This is a genomic window from Melghirimyces thermohalophilus (assembly GCF_900102685.1).
In the GTDB taxonomy this organism is placed as follows: Bacteria; Bacillota; Bacilli; order Thermoactinomycetales; family DSM-45169; genus Melghirimyces; species Melghirimyces thermohalophilus.
Window position 1 is genome coordinate 147,028 of the sequence record NZ_FMZA01000005.1, and the last position, 17,816, is coordinate 164,843.

Sequence of the window (17,816 nt, forward strand, 5' to 3'; positions counted from 1 at the left end):
CACGAAAGGGAGGAAGTAACCTCCTTGCTCCATCTTATTGCCGATGAGGGACAAACATGACTCCGCATAAAGTCCGCCTCCTGATAAACACTAAGATGGCGACGAAATCACTGTATCGGAGGGAGTCGACGATGGAACGGAAAGACAGACAGCGAGGGCGCGGGCATTTGGATCCCCTGGAACAGGCAACCGAATCTCGGCCTCCGGCACCGAAACACATTAAAGAAGATTCGGAGGATCAAACGAGACTGGACCATGAGCCAGAGGTCCGGGATCCTGAGTCCCTCTCCTACAGCGACCAGTTAAAGCGCCTGTAATCCAAGGTTCTTTGGACCGACACTTCTCCTCCTGTTTGGTTCCTTTTCTATTTGATAGAATAAACCATAGAATCCCCCTTATAGGGGTTTTGCTGTGGAGGGAAGAGGAATGGAACACCTGGATCAATTGAAGGAGGCGGCCCGGGAGCAGGTGGCCCACCTGTTACCCAATGATATCTTTGCTGAGTTTGACCAGTTGAACTCCCGCTTGCTGATTGCAGTCACCCTGTTGCAGCGGGGGATGAAGGAGCTGGCTTACCAGCTCTTTGAGACCATTGCCGCAAACGGCCCGGACGAAAATGAAAACCGCCATTTCGCCTATGTGCGCAGTTTGGCAGAAATGGCGGAGATGGATGCAGAACAGGGAGACTTCGCCGAAGCGGAGGAAAAGATGGCGACCGCCCTGGCCCAATTTCCTTCATCGATGGAATACATGATGAGCCGTACCCACCAAGAGGTATATCTCTGCTATTACCGGTTCCGCTTAGGCAAAAGAGAACAGGCGTACCGGGAGCTGGAGGCGATTGTCCAGCGGGAGGCGGATCGATTCCAAAGCCATGAACTGGAGCACGGGCGTAACCTGGTGGGCCCCGGTCTCTGCTATGCCGTGCACCAGCTCGCCCTGTTTCACGCCGAAGAAGGAGAGTGGGAGAAAGCGGTGGATACCTTCCGCCCGATGGAAACCTACGCCATGTCCGTCGACCGCTCACAGTGGGATCAAGCCTTGAAACTGGCGGAAGAAGGACAGTTTGAAGAAGCTTTTCACCAGATGGAAGAATCGGTTACCTATCATGCGGGATAATTCCTTCATCTTTATAGGGGCCAAGTAGAGGGAAAGGCCACGCTGGGAGTAAAAAAGGAGGCGGACAGGATGCGGGCAGTGATTGTGAACGAAGCGGGCGGTCCGGAGCAGCTGGAATTGGGGGAACATCCCACCCCCCGTCCCGGGGCGGATGAACTGTTGGTCCGGGTGAAGGCGACAGCCCTCAACCGGGCCGATATTCTGCAACGGAAAGGACATTATCCGCCGCCGGAAGGGGCCAGCCCGATTTTAGGACTGGAGATGGCCGGTGTGGTGGAAGAAGTGGGAGTGGCGTGCGAGGGGTGGACGCCCGGGGATCGAGTTTTCGGACTGCTTCCCGGAGGCGGCTATGCCGAATACGCCGTTATACCGGCAGCTCTCGCCCTGCCCATTCCCGACAGACTCGGGTTTGAAGAGGCGGCGGCGATTCCCGAGGTGTTTCTCACCGCCTACCAAGCCTTGTACTGGCTCGGTGAACTGGCCGCAGGGGATCGGGTTTTGATCCATGCTGGCGCTAGCGGCGTAGGAACGGCGGCTACCCAGTTGGCCAAAGCTTCCGGAGCCCAGGTCTATACCACCGCCGGTTCCCCGGAAAAGCTGGAAGCCTGCCGTGCCATGGGAGCCGAGGTGGCGGTCAATTACAAAGAAGGCCCCTTTGAACCCCACATCAAAGAAGCTGCGGGCAGGCAAGGCGTTCAGTTGGTTCTGGATTTCGTGGGCGCGCCCTACTGGGAGCAGAACCTGAACGTCCTGGGGTTGGACGGCAAACTGATTCTGATCAGCGCCCTCGGCGGCACCAAAGTGGACAAACTGAATCTGGGCATGATATTGGCCAAGCGGTTGCAAGTAAAGGGAACCACCCTGCGCAGCCGCAGTCTCTCTTATAAAAAGGAGCTGACTCAGGATTTCGTCCGCGATGCGCTTCCCCTGTTTGCCGACGGGCGACTGCGGCCGGTGATCGACCGAGTCTTTCCCTGGACCGAGGTGGCCGATGCCCACCGTTGGATGGAAGACAACCGAAACATCGGCAAGATCGTCCTGACCGTAGATTAACCCCCTTTTCCTGGAACCGAAGGTCCCATCGGTTCCAGGTTTTTTATATGGCGGAGGCGGCTGTTGCATGTTTGTGAACGGGTTGACGCATGATACAAAGCGAACCCAGGAAATGGAGGTTTTACCATATGGAACAAGAATCAGTGATGCAGGAAGCCCTGCAACAATACAAAGAAGGTATCGGCATCTTTGAGCGTCACCTGCCTGAAGTGGCCCGGCAGTACCGGCGGTTTACGGAAGCATGCTTTGCCGAAGGGGATCTTTCCGTCAAAAATAAGCATCTGATTGGAGTTGCCCTGGGAGTGATGACCAACGATGAGTACTGCATCATTTATCACACCAAAGGATCCGTCGACCATGGGGCTACAGAAAAAGAGGTGTTAGAAGCGGCGGCCGTCGCCGGAGCTTTCGGGGGTGGAATGGCTATGTCCCAGGCGGTGACGATGCTGCAGGAGGCCTTAAAAGAGTTTCAAAACGGACACGGAACCGACCCCGGCCAGTCGATGAAACACTAGAATTAGATGAATGGCTGTACCTGCTTAAGTTTCCCGTAAGATAGAAATATCAGCTACAGATACCACGAACTGATGAGCCTCCAGCCGAAGCGAAGGGGCTGTCCTGCTGCGGACAAGGGTGTTTAGATGATTGGTGCCCCTGCCGTCGCCGGATGCCTCTGCGGGAAGAGGGAGTTGTGTCTATAGGTGCAGTTTGGTTGTCCCCGTAGTGCACCGAGGGCTGGAAATCGTGTTACGATGTTGTTGGGAACCGACCAACAACATTTTTTAGGAGGTCCTCCATGGAAACCAAAGATGTACTGCGCCAACGACGTTCGGTCAAAGATTTTGACCCGGATCGCCGGGTGACCGACGAACAGTGGACTGAGCTGTTTGAATTGACCACCCTGGCACCTTCCGCCTGGAACTTTCAACATTACCAGTTGATCTTGGTCCAAGGACCCGAGGCGAAGAAACGACTCAGACAAGCGGCTATGGGTCAGGAAAAGGTGGAACAGGCTTCAGGGACCGTGGTGGTCTGCGGTGATCTCCATGCATATAAGCGGGCTCGCCGGGTGGCGGAGGAATTTGCCGACAAGGGATTTTACGGTCCCGATGGACAGGAGAAGGTGGAGAAGCAGGCCGATATGATGCGTGACGCTTACGCCAATAACCCGGAAAAGGCCCGGGATGAAGCGATGCGTGCCGCCTCCCTCGCCGCAATGAGCCTGATGGTGGCAGCCGAGGACATGGGACTGGCCACCTGTCCGATGAGCGGCTTTTCTCCCGATCAGGTGCGGGAAGCGGTCCACTTGCCCGACCATCTGTTCCCGGTGATGTTGATCGCCGTCGGTTATAAAGGAAATTTCAACCTGTCCCGGTGTGCTCGCCTTCCTCTCGAGGAAGTGGTGCATATCGACGGGTATGGGAAAGCATTCTCCCCTCAATCGTAAAAGATTGGGTTCTCCCTTTTAGCGTGCCCCGTCAAGGACGGTTCAGGTCCTCAAATCTGGTGATAGCCGATTTGGTAAGGATTTGGAGACGTGATATCATGGCACCGTACTTCGAGAAGGGAGAGGTTCTTATCTTAAACCAAAAAGTTTCCGCCAGTATCCGAAAAGCCATGTTCTCCTCCCACCACATCACCTATGCCGAATATGCCAACAATCTGGAAAAACGGCTGGAGGTGGAGCAGAAGCGGGAGCGGGAATACAAAAAAGCCAAACGACTGGTGGCGGAAACGGCATGACCCCATAAGAGTTTGAGCGTGCAAGAAGCCGGCGGTGAAAACCGCCGGCTTTTGTCTGCGCACTTTTCGGAAGTGATATAATGGCTGTGGATCAAAAAGGAAAAAAGGGTGAGTCGATGACAGCAACATACCGTTTGACCTGGGATATGGAGACGTTTTTCCCCGGCGGGAGCGCTTCTTCCTCCTTTCAAGATTTTCTCGATCAGTTGGAGACAGACATGAAGGCCTTTGACGAGTGGATCGATCGCTTGTCCCGAGAGGGATCGCAAGATTTGGAACCTTGGCGTCAGGTCTTGGAAACTGTCCAAGATTTGAGCGCTCGTCTCGGTGAAGCGGGTGCCTTTACCGTCTGCCTCGCCTCACAAAATGTGAAAGACGAACAGGCGAAAATCCTTCAAGGGCGGTTGTCCCAAACCGGCGCTGCCTTCCGCTCGACGATGACACAGTTGGATCGCCTTTTTTTGGAGATGCCTAACTCCCAATGGGAGGCCTTGTTGCAGCACCCGGAGATCCAGCCGATCGCCTTTCCCTTGGCTGAACGACGTCAGCGTGCCGCGGAGAAGCTGCCTGCGGATATGGAAAGCCTGGCGGGGGATCTTGCGGTGGACGGTTACCATGCCTGGGGGGAGCTTTATAACACGGTGGTTGGCCGGATGACGATTCCCTTCGAGGGTGAAGAACTCTCTGTTGGACAGGCGGCCAACAAATTGTCCAGCAGCGACCGGGAGATCCGGCGGAAGGTCTTCCATGAACTGAATAAAGCCTGGGCGCGGGAGGAAGACCTTTTGGTCTCCACGTTGAACCACCTTTCCGGCTACCGGCTCAATCTCTACCGTCACAGGGGTTGGGAGTCCGTATTAAAAGAACCCCTGGAAATCAACCGGATGACTGAAGAAACGCTGACCACGATGTGGGAAGTGATCCGTCGCAACAAAGATCTTCTCCTTCGCTTCTTTGAGCGGAAAGCCTCCCTGCTCGGTTTACATAAGCTGAGCTGGTATGATGTGTACGCACCGCTGTCGAGAGAGGAATCCCATGTTTCCTACGATGAAGCCGCCCAATTTATCATGGACCATTTCCGTCGCTTCCATCCGGCCATGGCCGATTTTGCCCAACGCGCCTTTAGCGAGCGCTGGATCGAGGCAGAGGACCGTCCTGGAAAACGGCCAGGGGGATTTTGCACCAGTTTTCCGCTGAGCAAACAATCCCGCATTTTTATGACCTTCTCCGGTTCGGCGGACAATGTGGCCACCTTGGCCCACGAACTGGGGCATGCCTACCATCAGCATGTGATGGAAGATCTGCCGCTGATGGTGCAGGATTACGCCATGAATGTGGCGGAGACGGCCTCCACTTTTGCCGAATCCATCGTCGCCGATGCGTCGATTCGGAACGCCCCGAGCAAAGAACAGGAGATCGCCCTCCTCGAGGGAAAAATTCAGCGTGCCGCCGCCTTTTTTATGGATATCCACGCCCGTTTCCTCTTTGAAACCCGCTTTTACGAAGAACGGAAAAAAGGGTTGGTCAGCGCGGATCGGATGAAGGAACTCATCCTGGAGGCGGAAAAGGAAGCCTTCTGCGGAGCGTTGGAGGAGTATCATCCCTATTTCTGGGCCTCCAAACTTCATTTTTATATCACGGAAGTGCCCTTTTACAATTTCCCCTATACCTTCGGTTATCTGTTCAGCACCGGCTTGTACAGCCGTGCTCTCAAGGAAGGGTCCGCTTTTGCCGACAAATATGTGGCCCTGTTGCGGGATACCGGCCGTATGACCGTGGAAGAGCTGGCCCAGAAACATTTGGGGGTCGACCTGACCCAACCGGATTTCTGGCAGGAAGCCGTCGACCTGGTTCAGGCAGACATCCACCGGTTCCTGGAGTTGACAGACGAAAGCTAATCCAATCAACAGCAGACCATAGTCCTCCTTACTGGGAGGGCTTTTTTCGTGAAGGGGGGATAAAGTTTTTGACGAAATAATCAGTGATGGGAGGTGATCGATATGAAAGAGGGAGAGCTGATTCAACTCCAAGGCCCTCGGGTGATCCTGCGGGATGTGCGGGCGGATGATTTGGAGGATTTCTGGTATTGGCAAGTGGAGGCGGAAGACCGGGAACACCAGCGTTGGAATGGGCCTTACGCCCCTGTGGAGGTTCCATCCCGGGAAGATTTTGACCGTTCGTGGGAAGGGAGCTCAAGAGAGTCGGTACAGCGGCGGTTCGCCGCCGGCTGATCATCGAAATCGATGGCAAAGTGAAGGGGACGGTTAGCCGGTACTGGGTGGATCGGGTGACCGACGGGCTGGAGATCGGGCTGGTGATCTACGACTCCCGCTGCTGGTCGTGAGGTATGGGACCGAAGCCTATCAGATGTGGATCGACTACCTCTTCACTCAGATGAAAGCGATCCGTCGCCTCGGCATCTCCACCTGGTCAGGCAACCGACGGATGACCCGCCTGACCCCCGCTGCGGGATGGTGGAGGAAGGCCGGATCCGCCAAGCCCGCATTGTCGAGGGGAAGCCCTACGATTCGGTCAAGCTGGGGATCCTGCGGGAGGAGTGGGAACAGGGAAGCCGTTCTTCGATTCCTATGCTGAAGCCTAGTGCCGAGGGCTAGAAGCGTTGTGATTCATGGCGGTTGATTTGGAAAAGGACCCCGGAACAAAAGGGCTGGCGCCCTTTAATCGAGGTTGCACCCACGGGCAATACAAAGTAGGAGGGCTGGCGCCCTTTAAAATAGAGGTTGCACCACAGGAAAAAATGGCGGTGGAGCATAAAGGAAGCAAGGTCTCTTAGGGGCAATTCAAGACAGCTTTGCCTCTGCCTCATGAGGATCTGCAAAACTTTATACCGAGACCGACCGGAAACGGAGTGAGTCGGCGAGCCTTATGGTTCCGGCGGTGCAGCTTCGGGTATATCCCGCCACTGGCTTTCACAACGCTCTTCTAAGACAACTCCCATTCCACCAGCCCCGCCGGGTCGATAGCATTTTCGTATCCCGTCACCGCTTGGATAACCGTTTCGTGGCAGACGACAATGACACAGTGGTGATTCCGGTAGCGGGACAACACCCCCTGGCTCCGGTTTCGTACGCTCTCCATCGTCTCCCAGGGCCGCTCTTCCCCGTCGGGGTAACGGCCTCTGTGGCGGCGGAAGTCGGCCCGGAGCGTCTTTAACTGTTCATAGGTGTCATAGGAAAGGGATTTGTCCGGCAGCCACTCATGCAGATCATACTCCACAAAGAGCGGCAAATCCTGAACGCGGCTGAGGATAGCTGCCGTCTGCATGGCTCGGGTATAGGGAGAAGACAGAATAAATTCGCCGGCGGCGAGCCGCGGATCTGCGGCAGTGGCTTCCGCCTGTCGGATACCCCGTGTCGATAAGGGAACGAGATCGCGCTGCACCCCGACCATAACCCGTTCTTCTGTGATTTTCCAATCGGGTTCACCGTGTCTCACTAGGTAAAATCGTGTCAAGAGCAGTCCCTCCTTCAGGATGAAACAATGATGAGAGGCTGGCCATTCGACTTGAGGGAGACGCTTACCGAAGTGACGGACAGAAAGTCACCTTCGGATCAGTAATTATAAATAAGGTAGAGATCGGTTCGTATTCATCCAATTCTTTTGCCAGGGGGAGAGGAAATGGAATTTAAAAGTTATGAGGAGTTTTGGCCCTTTTATCTTTCCCAGCACAGCAAGCCGGAAACACGTCGCTGGCATTTTGTCGGTACGTCACTGGTGTTCGTCTGTTTGGTGCTGGCTTTGGTGGTAAAATGGTGGTTTGTCCTGCTGGCACCGGTGCTCGCCTACGGATTGGCCTGGTACAGTCATTTCTATGTAGAAGGCAATAAACCCGCCACCTTCGGTCATCCATTCTGGTCCTTGCGCGCTGATTTCCGGATGTTCTTTTTGATCCTGACCGGACAGATCGATGAGGAAATCAAAAAAGCCCGAGGAAAGGATTCGGAACAGCTGCAGGCATAAGCAAAGACCTTTGATCTCAACAAGAATCATACGTCTTTTTTCCGGGGAAAGCAAAGATGTCGGACTTCCTATAAAGGAAGTCTATTTTTTTGCTGTGAAAAAACGCATGGAAGGAGGAGTTCCGGCTCAAACTGAGAAGAAATCTCATCTTCGATCTTGTGAAAGAAATAAAAAAGCCCCCTCCTTCGGAGGCGGCAAACGGTTAGTCCCCTTTTTCTTTGTCCAGTGATGTCGGAGGGCGAGTGGAATCGTCGGATTCCCGCTTGAGATACCATCCGTTTCCCACCGGGCGGTATAGGTGGCGGTTGTCTTGGTGAAGAGGACAAAAATCACACCTTCCGCCGGGACGGTGTCGATAGCAACGGATACAGCGGATCGGTTTTCCGTTCATTTTTTGGCTAATAGATCACAGTAGGCCTTGGCGTAGGGCGCCAGGTCCGGTGGGCGGCGGCTGGATACCAGGTTTCCGTCGACCACAACCGGTTCATCCACCCAGGTGGCGCCGGCGTTGATCATATCATCTTTGATCCCCGGTGTGGAGGTGACTGTTCGATTCTGCAAAATCCCCGCGGAAATCAGTACCCAGCCGGCGTGGCAAATCTGACCGATCGGTTTTCCGGCCCGGTCCATCTCCTGAATGAAGGAGTGTACCTCGGGGAAACGGCGGATTTTGTCCGGAGCCCATCCCCCAGGGACCAGAACACCGTCATAGTCTCTCGGGTCCAGTTCCGCATAAGCTTTGTCGGAAGTGGCTGGAACGCCGTATTTACCATTGTATACTTTGCCGGCTTCATCGCCGGCGAGATCGACCTTCGCCCCTTCCTCTCGGAGTCGGATGACCGGATACCAGAGTTCCAAGTCTTCAAATTCCCGATCGACAAAGCAGACAACCTTCTTTCCTTTCAATCGCATCCAATCAACCTCCTAAAGCGGGATCCTCCCGTGGTGGCGAGACGGATTTGTCTTTTTAGCATATAATGTAGAAAGGAATGCAAGCCTTGAATCCCTCAAGTATCTAATATAGAATAATCATTAGTTGAGAATGAGTTTAAACACTAATGGTTCTCAACGCTCCTATCGTACCATATCTATTGCCACCTGCAAACGGGGCTTCTCGGCCCGGTTTGTTTATGATATATGGTGAATTGAAGATGATGGAGGAATGCAGAATGGCGACATCACCCAAACTGACGATAAACGATCTGCACGTATCCATTGAGGAGAAGGAAATCCTCAAAGGAATCGATTTGGAGATTAATGGCGGGGAAATCCACGCCATCATGGGTCCCAACGGGACCGGGAAAAGCACCCTGGCCCAAGCGTTGATGGGGCACCCCCGGTATGAGGTGACCGGAGGCCAGGTCCACCTGGATGGAGAAGATGTGTTGGAGATGGAAGTGGATGAGCGAGCCCGGAAGGGGCTCTTCCTCGCGATGCAGTATCCCAGCGAGATCAACGGGGTGACCAACTCCGATTTCCTGCGCAGTGCGATCAACGCTAAGCGGGGAGAGGGCAACGAAGTCTCTATCATGAAGTTTATGAAACAGCTGGATAAAAAGATGGATCAGTTGGGGATGGATGAATCCTTTGCCAACCGTTATCTGAACGAGGGCTTCTCCGGAGGGGAGAAGAAGCGGAACGAGATCTTGCAACTCTTGATGTTGGAACCGCGGATCGCCATCCTGGACGAAGTCGACTCCGGGCTGGATATTGATGCGCTCAAAGTGGTGGCTAACGGTGTCAACTCCATGCGCAACCCCGACACCGGGTTTTTGATCATCACGCACTATCAGCGCTTGCTCAACTATATCAAACCGGACTATGTACATGTGGTGATGCAGGGACGGGTTGTCAAATCTGGCGGCCCCGAGCTGGCGGAACGGCTGGAAGCAGAAGGTTACGACTGGGTAAAAGAAGAGCTGGGAATCGAAGACGAAACTGTCGAGAGTCAGGCTTAACGAGAGGGGGGGTGTCCTGATGAGCATCGATATGGAACAATTGTTTGATCGCCAGGCCGTCACCAAACTCTCCCAGTCTCAGCAAGAACCGAAATGGATGTTGGAGCACCGGTTGAAAGCTTTGGAAGCAGCCAGTCAGCTCAGCCTTCCCAAATTGCAAAAAACGCGGATCGATCATTGGAACTTCACTCAATTTGATCCGATCCGGAAGGAACCGGCAATCTCTTCCTCTAGGGAGTTGCCGGAAGAAATCAGTCGGTTGATCTCCACAGATGCGGGAGACGCCGTCTTCGTGCAAAAAAACGCCAGCCCGGTGTTCCAGTCCTTACCTGATACCCTCGCATCTCAAGGGGTTATTTTCACCGATATCTCTACGGCTGTCCGTGAACATGAGGATCTGGTGAAAAAATATTGGATGACAGCGGGCGGTAAAGCAGATGAGCATAAGCTGGCGGCGCTTCACACGGCGCTAGTCAGCGGTGGGGCATTCCTGTATGTTCCCCGAAATGTGACCGTCGACCTTCCCTTCCAGGCGCTGTTTTGGGCCAGCGGAAAGGGAATTGGCACCTTCCCGTACCTGTTGATCGTGGCGGATAACGAGAGCGAACTCAACGTGGTTGCCAACTTTGTCTCCGACTCAGAAAGTGATGCGGTGATTAACGGGGCAGTGGAAGTCTTTGTCGGAGATCAGGCACGGGTCCGCATCGCCTCTCTGCACACCCATGGAGAACAGACGACGGAAGTGGCTTACCGCCGGACGGTGGTTGGCCGGGATGCGGATCTGGAATGGATCGTAGGCGATCTCAACTTTGGGCGAACCATTTCCGATAACACCACGCACATGAAGGGGAGCGGCAGTAATGCCCGGATCAAAGGGATTACTGTCGGCTCCGGTGAAGAACGGTCCAATATCACCTCCGCCGTTCACCACCACGGTAAGGCGACAGAGAGCGACTTGGTGATCCGCGGGGTGATGAAGGATCAGGCGCAGACGATCCTGAACGGAATTACCAAGATCGAAAAAGGCGCCAGTCAGGCCAATGGCGTTCAGGCTGAAAAGGTTTTGATGCTGAGCAAAGAAGCTCGTGGCGATGCCAACCCGATTTTGCTGATCGATGAAAATGACGTTCAGGCAGGTCACGCCGCCAGCGTCGGTCGGGTCGATCCGATTCAGATCTTTTATCTGATGTCCCGAGGACTCTCCCTGCGGGAAGCGGAGCGACTGGTGATCTTCGGCTTTGTCAGCCCGGTGCTGGACACGATTCCCTTTGAATCTTTGCGTGAGCAGATCACTCACGTCATTGAAAGGAAATTGGGCTGATGAACCGCTACGCCAAGGACTTTCCAATTTTGAAACAAGAAGTAAACGGAAACCCGTTAGTATATCTTGACAGCTCCGCTACGTCGCAAAAACCGTTTCAGGTGATCGAAGCGGTGGAACAATACTACAAAGAAAACAACTCCAACGTGCATCGGGGAGTGCATACCCTTGGCACACGGGCGACCGACGGTTATGAAGGAGCGCGGGAAAAGATTCGCCGCTTTATCAACGCGGGTTCGGTGAAGGAAATCATCTACACCCGTGGAACGACCACTGCGCTTAATATTGTGGCTGCCTGTTACGCTCGGGCCCGTTTGCAGGAGGGAGACGAAATCCTGATCTCTCCCTCGGAGCACCACAGCAATCTGATCCCCTGGCAACAGGCGGCTCGGGCGACCGGTGCGGAGTTAAAATATTTCACCCTGGAACCGGACGGTACTCTGGATCTGGATAAGGCAAAAGCGATGATCAACGAGCGAACAAAGCTGGTGTCCGTCGCCCAGGTCTCCAATGTATTGGGTACCATCTTTCCCGTGAAGGAATTGGCTGAGATGGTTCACCGCTACAACGGCGTCCTGGTGGTGGATGGTGCACAGAGCGTTCCCCACATGAAAGTGGACGTCCAGGAGTTGGACTGCGACTTCTTGGCCTTTTCCGGTCACAAGATGGCAGGACCGACGGGAATCGGGGTCCTCTATGGAAAAGAGTCCCTCCTCGACGAGATGGAACCCTTTGAATATGGCGGCGAGATGATCGATACCGTCGATCTGTACGAATCGACGTGGAAAGAGCTCCCGTGGAAATTTGAAGGAGGAACACCCAATATTGCCGGCGCTGTCGGTCTCGGAGCTGCGATCGACTATTTGGAGACCGTCGGTATGGATGAGGTGGATGCCCATGACCGTCACTTGGCCGCTTACGCTTTGGAGAAGATGGGTGAAGTGGAAGGTGTCACCATCTACGGACCGAGCACAAACCGGACCGGACTGATCACCTTTAACGTGGATGGTGTGCATCCCCACGATGTGGCAACGGTCTTAGACGCGGAAGGGATCGCGATTCGAGCCGGTCATCACTGTTGTCAACCGCTGATGCGCTGGTTGGATGTGTCGGCTACAGCCCGGGCCAGCTTCTACCTCTACAATGATGAAGCGGACATTGACCGTCTGGTGCAGGGGTTACAAAAGACGAAGGAGTATTTTGGCAATGTCCTTGGATGATCTGTATCGACGAGTGATTATGGATCACTATCAGAAGCCGAGAAACCGGGGCCGGATCGAGGATGGAGCGGTCACCGTCGATTTAAACAATCCCACCTGCGGAGATAAAATTTCTGTTCAGATGCGCATCGAAGACGGAAAGATCGAAGAAGCCAAGTTTATCGGTGAGGGCTGCTCGATTAGCTTGGCCTCCGCTTCGATGATGACGGAAGCTGTTAAAGGATTGAGCGTCGAGAAAGCTCTGCAGCTGGTGGACCGTTTTTCTGAGATGGTGCAAGGGGAAGAGATCGATCCGGAGGAATTCCCCTTAGAAGATATAGAAGCCCTGCAGGGTGTCGCCAAGTTCCCAGCCCGTATCAAATGCGCCACCTTGGCTTGGAAAGCCCTTGAACAAGGGGCGAAGGAGTCAGCGGATCAAGACTGATCCTACCTCAAAGGAGGGGATTCAAATGGCAAAAGAAATACCGGATATTTCTACGGAATATCAGTACGGATTTCATGATAAAGACGTCTCGGTTTTTCGCTCGAAGCGGGGGTTGAGTCGGGAAGTCGTCGAAGAGATCTCCCGGATGAAAGATGAGCCCCAATGGATGCTGGATTTCCGGTTGAAATCCCTGGAGCAGTTTTTCAAGATGCCGATGCCCAGCTCCAAAAACTCCAAGTGGTTCTCTATCCTTCCTGGAAAGCTGGATGACTTGGACTTCGACGATATTACCTATTACGTCAAACCGTCGGAACGGCAAGGGCGCACTTGGGAAGAGGTACCCGAGGAGATCAAACGCACCTTTGACCGGTTGGGGATTCCCGAGGCGGAGCAGAAATTTCTCGCTGGTGTGTCTGCCCAGTATGAGTCAGAAGTGGTTTATCAAAACATGCAGAAAGAGTTGGAAGACCAAGGGGTCATCTTCTGCGATACCGATACGGCAGTGAGAGAGTACCCCGAGCTGGTGAAAGAATACTTCGGCACGGTGGTGCCGCCTAGCGATAACAAGTTCGCCGCCCTCAACAGCGCGGTCTGGAGCGGAGGCAGCTTCATCTACGTGCCTAAAGGCGTCAAGTGCGAAGTACCGCTGCAGGCCTACTTCCGCATCAACTCCCAAAATATGGGGCAGTTTGAGCGGACCCTGATCATCGCTGATGAGGAATCCTTCGTTCACTACGTCGAAGGCTGCACGGCGCCGATTTACAGCACGGACTCCCTGCACAGTGCCGTGGTGGAAATTATCGTCAAGGATCACGCCCGTACCCGCTATACCACCATCCAAAACTGGGCGCCTAACGTTTATAACTTGGTGACCAAGCGGGCTGTCGCCGAAAAAGGCGCCCATATGGAATGGGTGGACGGCAACATCGGTTCCAAACTGACCATGAAGTATCCCGCTGTGATTATGAAAGGAGAAGGCGCCAAAGCGGATGTCCTCTCCATCGCAGTAGCCGGCAAGGGTCAGCACCAGGACGCCGGTGCCAAGGTGACGGCGCTCGCACCCAACTGCACATCGACGATTGTTTCCAAGTCGATCAGTAAACATGGCGGCAAGGTTACCTACCGGGGATTGTCCAGCTTCGGTAAAAAAGCTCATGGTGCTAAAGCTAAGGTGGAATGTGACACCTTGATTCTGGATGACATCTCCACCTCCGACACCATTCCTTATAACGAAATCAAGACCGATGATGTCACTCTGGAACATGAAGCGACGGTTTCCAAGGTGAGTGAAGAGCAGCTCTTCTATCTGATGAGCCGCGGCCTTAGCGAAGAGGAAGCAACTCAGATGATCGTGATGGGCTTTATCGAACCCTTCACCAAAGAGTTGCCGATGGAATATGCCGTGGAGATGAACCGTCTGATCAAGTTAGAAATGGAAGGTTCAATCGGTTAAAACCTCAAAACCCTTGTCACAAATACTCCTTGTGACAAGGGTTTGATTTTTGTTTGATGTGTTTGTCCTCCCCCTTTGGATGTATCATCTAAAGGGATTTTATATAGCCATATAAACATCATTCTGGTAACTAAAGACCGAGAATGTTTCACAGGAGGAAAATCATACATGAAGCGGATATGGATACTTCTTATTTTCGCCGGTTGGATAACCATAACCGGAAGTTTGTTCCTGAGTTCTCTTTCTGGTACGGTTGCTGAACAGTTTGGCTTATCCAGAAATCCTCAATTATTGATTCAGGGTCTTGTGATGAGTGGACTGGTTGTTCCTATAATTTTGTATTTGTACAGGCATGTTGATCGAATGGCTGGGATGAAACCGAAAAAGTCGGTGTATTTGTGGAAAGGGGCATATCACTTTATCACTGGGTTCCTTCTAGCAATTATACTGGCTTCGTTGGGTTTCATCATAGCCATTTCTCAAGGTTGGATCGTCATTGAACAGTGGTATCACCCTGATCATTGGTTTGTTGCGTTACTTATAAACGTTTTAATAGCCTTTTTGTATGAAGCCTTGCCGGAAGAACTGGCTTTGCGTGGAATGCTTTATGATGTCTTGCGTTATCGTTTCTCCGCTTGGTTAGCTATACTGTTTCAAACACTGTTATTTTTATGTGTTCCTTTGGTAGCCACTCAGCTTCAAGTGCTCGTTGGACTTGCACCCGGAAACATTATGAATATCCCTTATATCATTTTGATTTTATGCTTTGGGATATGCTTGCAATTGGTTCGTCTATGGACGCGGAGCCTTTGGGCTGCTATTGGTTTCCATTTGGCCTATTTAGAAATCACCAGGTTTGTAGTCATGCAACATAATGGACCCTCCATCATAGCCTATAACGAAACAGTGCCTGGACTCGGTGAAATGTTTATCTCTTTCAGTATGATTGTGATTGGTGGCATCATTGTGTCACTCCTTATATTAGGTGCGAAGCGGGTTATACGGAAAAGACCGTAAGATTTATCGGTGAATGAAAACCGCTGATCTTGGCTCAGCGGTTTTTTGGTGCGCAGATTCCATCATTTTTCTGCTGATCCCCCCTTTTCTTTTGTTCTTTATCATAGTAAAGTGTATAGAGTGGTTATATATTTAAGATCGAGTAGGTCAAGCGAAGGGGGATTTTGATGGACTGGGTCGTCGTTGTGTCAGTCCTGATTCTTGTATGTTTAAGTTTATCGCGGGTTCATGTGTTGTTGGCGATGATTGTCGCCGCCGAAGCGGCAGGAGTGATGTCGGGTCGCTCCTTATCGGAAACTACTGAACTGTTGATTTCCGGAATGGGCGGCCAAGCCAACACCGCGTTAAGTTATATCTTGTTGGGGATCTTTGCCGTCATGATCGGCTATTCCGGGATTGTGGGCTTCCTGGTTAACAGTCTGGAAAAGCGGATGAAAGGAAAGCGATCGGTACTGCTGTTTGTGATTGCAGGGGTGGCCTGTCTCTCCCAAAACGTGATTCCGGTCCATATCGCCTTTATTCCCATTCTGATTCCCCCGCTGTTGCGTTGGTTTGACCAGATGAAAGTGGATCGACGCGGGGTGGCGAGCGCCTTAACCTTCGGCTTGAAAGCTCCCTATATGACGATTCCAGTCGGGTTTGGCTTGATTTTTCAAGAGATTATCGCAGGTGAGATGACGGCCAACGGGATGGATGTCTCCCTTTCTACGGTCACCCAGGCGATGATCTTGCCGGGAATCGGCATGGTTTTTGGATTGCTTGTCGCTGTACTGATCAGTTACCGCAAAGACAGGCAACCGAAACAGGTGAAGGATGGGGCGGCGACAGAGATTGACGCAGTCGATGGTCATGAACAGCTGGTCTTTTCAAAAGGACATTTTTTTACCCTGGTATCGATCCTCGCGGCTCTTGGTGTTCAGTTGGGTACCGACTCTTTGGTATTAGGAGCTCTTACGGGAATTATTTGTATGTTCTTGTTCCAGGTGGTCCCCTTTCAAAGTGGTGATCATTTCGTAAACAAAGGGATTACCATGATGGGCATGATCGCCTTTGTCATGCTGATCGCTTCCGGTTATGCCCATGTATTGACGGAGACGGGCTCGGTGAAGGCGCTGGTTACTTCCGCATCCAATATGTTGGGTGAGAGTCATCTGGTCATCGCTGCGGTCATGCTGCTTGTCGGCCTGTTGGTTACCATAGGTATCGGCTCTTCCTTTGGAACCATTCCGATTATCGCCGCACTCTATGTTCCTCTCTGTGCCGAGGTCGGTTTTTCGCCTTTGGCTACTGCAGCCTTGATCGGCACTGCAGGAGCACTGGGAGATGCGGGCTCCCCCGCTTCCGACAGCACCCTCGGTCCCACTTCCGGACTCAATGCAGATGGAAAGCACCATCACATTTGGGACACCTGTGTACCGACTTTCCTTCATTACAACATCCCCTTGTTTATCTTTGGTGTCCTCGCAGCGGTGGTCCTTTAATCAAAGCAAACCTCGGCTATTTGCGGCCGATTTTTGGCGATCACTATCGCCTGTCTGTGTGTCACTTTCCGATTGATCAATAAGAAAGCGGATGATCAGAAGCGGTTGAAGGTGGCTCGGATCTCCATCGCTGTCGCCACCATTGCCGCCGGTCTGGTGGCCTTGGATCCTCCTGGAGTGATCACCCAAATCGTACCCTGGGCTTTTTCCCTGGCTGCGGCCAGCTTTTTTCCCGTGCTGGTCCTCGGGTCTGGTGGAAACGGGTCAATGCCGCTGGGGCTATTGCCGGCATGATATCGGGATTGGCCGTCACCCTCGGTTACATCCTGATCTCCAAAGCCACCGGCTGGACCCTGTTCGGGATCATCAATATCGGGGTTGGTATCTTTGGTGTCATCGTCAACGCCCTGGTGGTTTATTTCGTCTCCAAAGCAACGTCTGCCCCTTCTCAAGAGATCCAGGATGATGTCACTGATCTTCGGTATCCGGAACAGATGACCTACAAAAATGGGGAGGCTTTCTCCAATTAAGAGAGCAATGGACCCCGTGTGTGATTCGCACGGGGATTTATCAATGGAAGGGGTGCTACCATTGCTGGCTGTGAGTCGCGGGTATTGAGGTGACGGGTTGATCGTCTGTTTCGGTTGACGAGTCCGAAAGCGTTTGCTTTGTTTCAGTTCCAGTATATCCTCTTGACTGAGAAGATCATCGAAGTCGTCTGCGGGTTTTGTTGCTCTCAATCGGTATACAATCCTAGCCATCGGTAAGCTGTTACTGTTCGTGGTCAACATTTTATATTTGCAGGCTGTTGGAACGGGAGCCGAAGAGGTTGATGCGGGATAAGGGAACGGCTTGACAGATTTAAACGAAAAAACGAAAGCCGGACTGAATCACTCCCACCCCTGGATTTTATTAATCTTAAACATGTCTATTTGTCTCTCTTTCCGGTGACGATCGGTCTGTTAAAAAGGGGATTCCTTTTAATTGGCAATTAAGTCTCGTTATGGTATTATATCTGAAAATATAAAATATTCAGCTGGAAAGGG

General features: G+C 52.7%; 22 protein-coding genes. 20 read left to right on the forward strand and 2 right to left on the reverse strand.

Going from position 1 to position 17,816, the window contains the following annotated elements; all coding sequences use genetic code 11:
• Positions 1–131: 131 nt before the first annotated feature.
• The 10 genes from BLP91_RS05140 to BLP91_RS17355 all read left to right on the forward strand — a co-directional run bounded on the left by BLP91_RS05140 (position 132) and on the right by BLP91_RS17355 (position 6,530).
• On the forward strand, positions 132–317 hold the full coding sequence (locus BLP91_RS05140; RefSeq protein ID WP_091567326.1) for a hypothetical protein: 186 nt from the start codon (positions 132–134) through the stop codon (positions 315–317).
• A gap of 109 nt (positions 318–426) precedes the next feature.
• The gene (locus BLP91_RS05145; RefSeq protein ID WP_091567328.1) at positions 427–1,119 is read left to right on the forward strand and encodes a tetratricopeptide repeat protein; all 693 of its coding nucleotides are present in this window, start codon (positions 427–429) and stop codon (positions 1,117–1,119) included.
• Between the two features lie 69 nt (positions 1,120–1,188).
• Positions 1,189–2,172, forward strand: a complete 984-nt coding sequence (locus tag BLP91_RS05150; protein ID WP_091567330.1) for an NAD(P)H-quinone oxidoreductase — start codon at positions 1,189–1,191, stop codon at positions 2,170–2,172.
• A 128-nt stretch (positions 2,173–2,300) separates the two neighbouring features.
• Positions 2,301–2,687 (forward strand): carboxymuconolactone decarboxylase family protein, encoded by a 387-nt coding sequence (locus BLP91_RS05155; RefSeq protein WP_091567332.1) that lies wholly within the window; start codon positions 2,301–2,303, stop codon positions 2,685–2,687.
• A gap of 281 nt (positions 2,688–2,968) precedes the next feature.
• The gene (locus tag BLP91_RS05160) at positions 2,969–3,619 is read left to right on the forward strand and encodes a nitroreductase family protein (protein WP_091567334.1); all 651 of its coding nucleotides are present in this window, start codon (positions 2,969–2,971) and stop codon (positions 3,617–3,619) included.
• Positions 3,620–3,717: 98 nt separating this feature from the next.
• Complete coding sequence (locus tag BLP91_RS05165; RefSeq protein WP_091567336.1) at positions 3,718–3,915, forward strand: YuzK family famiily protein; 198 nt, start codon at positions 3,718–3,720, stop codon at positions 3,913–3,915.
• A gap of 116 nt (positions 3,916–4,031) precedes the next feature.
• Positions 4,032–5,813: a M3 family oligoendopeptidase gene (locus tag BLP91_RS05170; protein WP_091567452.1), complete on the forward strand. Its 1,782-nt coding sequence runs from the start codon at positions 4,032–4,034 to the stop codon at positions 5,811–5,813.
• Positions 5,814–5,915: 102 nt separating this feature from the next.
• On the forward strand, positions 5,916–6,146 hold the full coding sequence (locus BLP91_RS17345) for a hypothetical protein (protein WP_342670270.1): 231 nt from the start codon (positions 5,916–5,918) through the stop codon (positions 6,144–6,146).
• Complete coding sequence (locus BLP91_RS17350; RefSeq protein WP_342670271.1) at positions 6,095–6,259, forward strand: hypothetical protein; 165 nt, start codon at positions 6,095–6,097, stop codon at positions 6,257–6,259. Before BLP91_RS17345 ends, BLP91_RS17350 begins: the two co-directional genes overlap by 52 nt.
• A 25-nt stretch (positions 6,260–6,284) precedes the next feature.
• The gene (locus BLP91_RS17355; RefSeq protein ID WP_342670272.1) at positions 6,285–6,530 is read left to right on the forward strand and encodes a GNAT family N-acetyltransferase; all 246 of its coding nucleotides are present in this window, start codon (positions 6,285–6,287) and stop codon (positions 6,528–6,530) included.
• A gap of 328 nt (positions 6,531–6,858) precedes the next feature.
• On the opposite strand, the gene BLP91_RS05180 is transcribed toward BLP91_RS17355, so the two are convergent.
• Complete coding sequence (locus tag BLP91_RS05180; protein WP_176757827.1) at positions 6,859–7,389, reverse strand: histidine phosphatase family protein; 531 nt, start codon at positions 7,387–7,389, stop codon at positions 6,859–6,861.
• A 165-nt stretch (positions 7,390–7,554) separates the two neighbouring features.
• Here BLP91_RS05180 and BLP91_RS05185 point away from each other — a divergent pair, with 165 nt between their 5' ends.
• Positions 7,555–7,896 carry an Mpo1-like protein gene (locus tag BLP91_RS05185; protein WP_091567340.1) on the forward strand — a complete coding sequence of 114 codons (342 nt, stop codon included), beginning with the start codon at positions 7,555–7,557 and terminating at the stop codon, positions 7,894–7,896.
• Positions 7,897–8,283: 387 nt separating this feature from the next.
• Here BLP91_RS05185 and BLP91_RS05195 read toward each other — a convergent pair whose 3' ends face one another.
• Positions 8,284–8,808 (reverse strand): type 1 glutamine amidotransferase domain-containing protein, encoded by a 525-nt coding sequence (locus BLP91_RS05195; protein WP_091567344.1) that lies wholly within the window; start codon positions 8,806–8,808, stop codon positions 8,284–8,286.
• 257 nt (positions 8,809–9,065) lie between these two features.
• Between BLP91_RS05195 and sufC the strand changes: the two genes are divergently transcribed.
• From sufC to BLP91_RS05240, 9 genes are all read left to right on the forward strand, one after another.
• Positions 9,066–9,854 carry a Fe-S cluster assembly ATPase SufC gene (sufC, locus tag BLP91_RS05200; RefSeq protein ID WP_091567345.1) on the forward strand — a complete coding sequence of 263 codons (789 nt, stop codon included), beginning with the start codon at positions 9,066–9,068 and terminating at the stop codon, positions 9,852–9,854.
• A gap of 19 nt (positions 9,855–9,873) precedes the next feature.
• The gene (gene sufD, locus BLP91_RS05205) at positions 9,874–11,175 is read left to right on the forward strand and encodes a Fe-S cluster assembly protein SufD (RefSeq protein ID WP_091567347.1); all 1,302 of its coding nucleotides are present in this window, start codon (positions 9,874–9,876) and stop codon (positions 11,173–11,175) included.
• Positions 11,175–12,395, forward strand: a complete 1,221-nt coding sequence (locus tag BLP91_RS05210; protein ID WP_091567349.1) for a cysteine desulfurase — start codon at positions 11,175–11,177, stop codon at positions 12,393–12,395. Before sufD ends, BLP91_RS05210 begins: the two co-directional genes overlap by 1 nt.
• Positions 12,382–12,819 (forward strand): Fe-S cluster assembly sulfur transfer protein SufU, encoded by a 438-nt coding sequence (gene sufU / locus BLP91_RS05215; RefSeq protein ID WP_091567351.1) that lies wholly within the window; start codon positions 12,382–12,384, stop codon positions 12,817–12,819. The genes BLP91_RS05210 and sufU overlap by 14 nt, the downstream gene beginning before the upstream one ends.
• A 25-nt stretch (positions 12,820–12,844) precedes the next feature.
• Positions 12,845–14,272, forward strand: coding sequence for a Fe-S cluster assembly protein SufB (gene sufB, locus BLP91_RS05220; protein WP_091567353.1), 1,428 nt, complete (start codon positions 12,845–12,847; stop codon positions 14,270–14,272).
• A 168-nt stretch (positions 14,273–14,440) separates the two neighbouring features.
• Positions 14,441–15,289, forward strand: a complete 849-nt coding sequence (locus BLP91_RS05225) for a CPBP family intramembrane glutamic endopeptidase (protein ID WP_091567355.1) — start codon at positions 14,441–14,443, stop codon at positions 15,287–15,289.
• A gap of 167 nt (positions 15,290–15,456) precedes the next feature.
• Positions 15,457–16,770, forward strand: a complete 1,314-nt coding sequence (locus BLP91_RS05230; protein ID WP_091567357.1) for a Na+/H+ antiporter family protein — start codon at positions 15,457–15,459, stop codon at positions 16,768–16,770.
• A 33-nt stretch (positions 16,771–16,803) separates the two neighbouring features.
• Positions 16,804–17,064 (forward strand): hypothetical protein, encoded by a 261-nt coding sequence (locus tag BLP91_RS05235; protein WP_091567359.1) that lies wholly within the window; start codon positions 16,804–16,806, stop codon positions 17,062–17,064.
• Complete coding sequence (locus BLP91_RS05240) at positions 17,061–17,300, forward strand: hypothetical protein (protein ID WP_091567361.1); 240 nt, start codon at positions 17,061–17,063, stop codon at positions 17,298–17,300. Before BLP91_RS05235 ends, BLP91_RS05240 begins: the two co-directional genes overlap by 4 nt.
• Positions 17,301–17,816 lie beyond the last annotated feature (516 nt).

Coding starts and splice junctions, on each gene's coding strand:
- BLP91_RS05140 (WP_091567326.1), top strand. CDS start 132: ATGGAACGGAAAGACAGACAGCGAGGGCGCGGGCATTTGGATCCCCTG.
- BLP91_RS05145 (WP_091567328.1), top strand. CDS start 427: ATGGAACACCTGGATCAATTGAAGGAGGCGGCCCGGGAGCAGGTGGCC.
- BLP91_RS05150 (WP_091567330.1), top strand. CDS start 1,189: ATGCGGGCAGTGATTGTGAACGAAGCGGGCGGTCCGGAGCAGCTGGAA.
- BLP91_RS05155 (WP_091567332.1), top strand. CDS start 2,301: ATGGAACAAGAATCAGTGATGCAGGAAGCCCTGCAACAATACAAAGAA.
- BLP91_RS05160 (WP_091567334.1), top strand. CDS start 2,969: ATGGAAACCAAAGATGTACTGCGCCAACGACGTTCGGTCAAAGATTTT.
- BLP91_RS05165 (WP_091567336.1), top strand. CDS start 3,718: ATGGCACCGTACTTCGAGAAGGGAGAGGTTCTTATCTTAAACCAAAAA.
- BLP91_RS05170 (WP_091567452.1), top strand. CDS start 4,032: ATGACAGCAACATACCGTTTGACCTGGGATATGGAGACGTTTTTCCCC.
- BLP91_RS17345 (WP_342670270.1), top strand. CDS start 5,916: ATGAAAGAGGGAGAGCTGATTCAACTCCAAGGCCCTCGGGTGATCCTG.
- BLP91_RS05185 (WP_091567340.1), top strand. CDS start 7,555: ATGGAATTTAAAAGTTATGAGGAGTTTTGGCCCTTTTATCTTTCCCAG.
- BLP91_RS05195 (WP_091567344.1), bottom strand. CDS start 8,808: ATGCGATTGAAAGGAAAGAAGGTTGTCTGCTTTGTCGATCGGGAATTT.
- sufC (WP_091567345.1), top strand. CDS start 9,066: ATGGCGACATCACCCAAACTGACGATAAACGATCTGCACGTATCCATT.
- sufD (WP_091567347.1), top strand. CDS start 9,874: ATGAGCATCGATATGGAACAATTGTTTGATCGCCAGGCCGTCACCAAA.
- BLP91_RS05210 (WP_091567349.1), top strand. CDS start 11,175: ATGAACCGCTACGCCAAGGACTTTCCAATTTTGAAACAAGAAGTAAAC.
- sufU (WP_091567351.1), top strand. CDS start 12,382: ATGTCCTTGGATGATCTGTATCGACGAGTGATTATGGATCACTATCAG.
- sufB (WP_091567353.1), top strand. CDS start 12,845: ATGGCAAAAGAAATACCGGATATTTCTACGGAATATCAGTACGGATTT.
- BLP91_RS05225 (WP_091567355.1), top strand. CDS start 14,441: ATGAAGCGGATATGGATACTTCTTATTTTCGCCGGTTGGATAACCATA.
- BLP91_RS05230 (WP_091567357.1), top strand. CDS start 15,457: ATGGACTGGGTCGTCGTTGTGTCAGTCCTGATTCTTGTATGTTTAAGT.
- BLP91_RS05240 (WP_091567361.1), top strand. CDS start 17,061: ATGATATCGGGATTGGCCGTCACCCTCGGTTACATCCTGATCTCCAAA.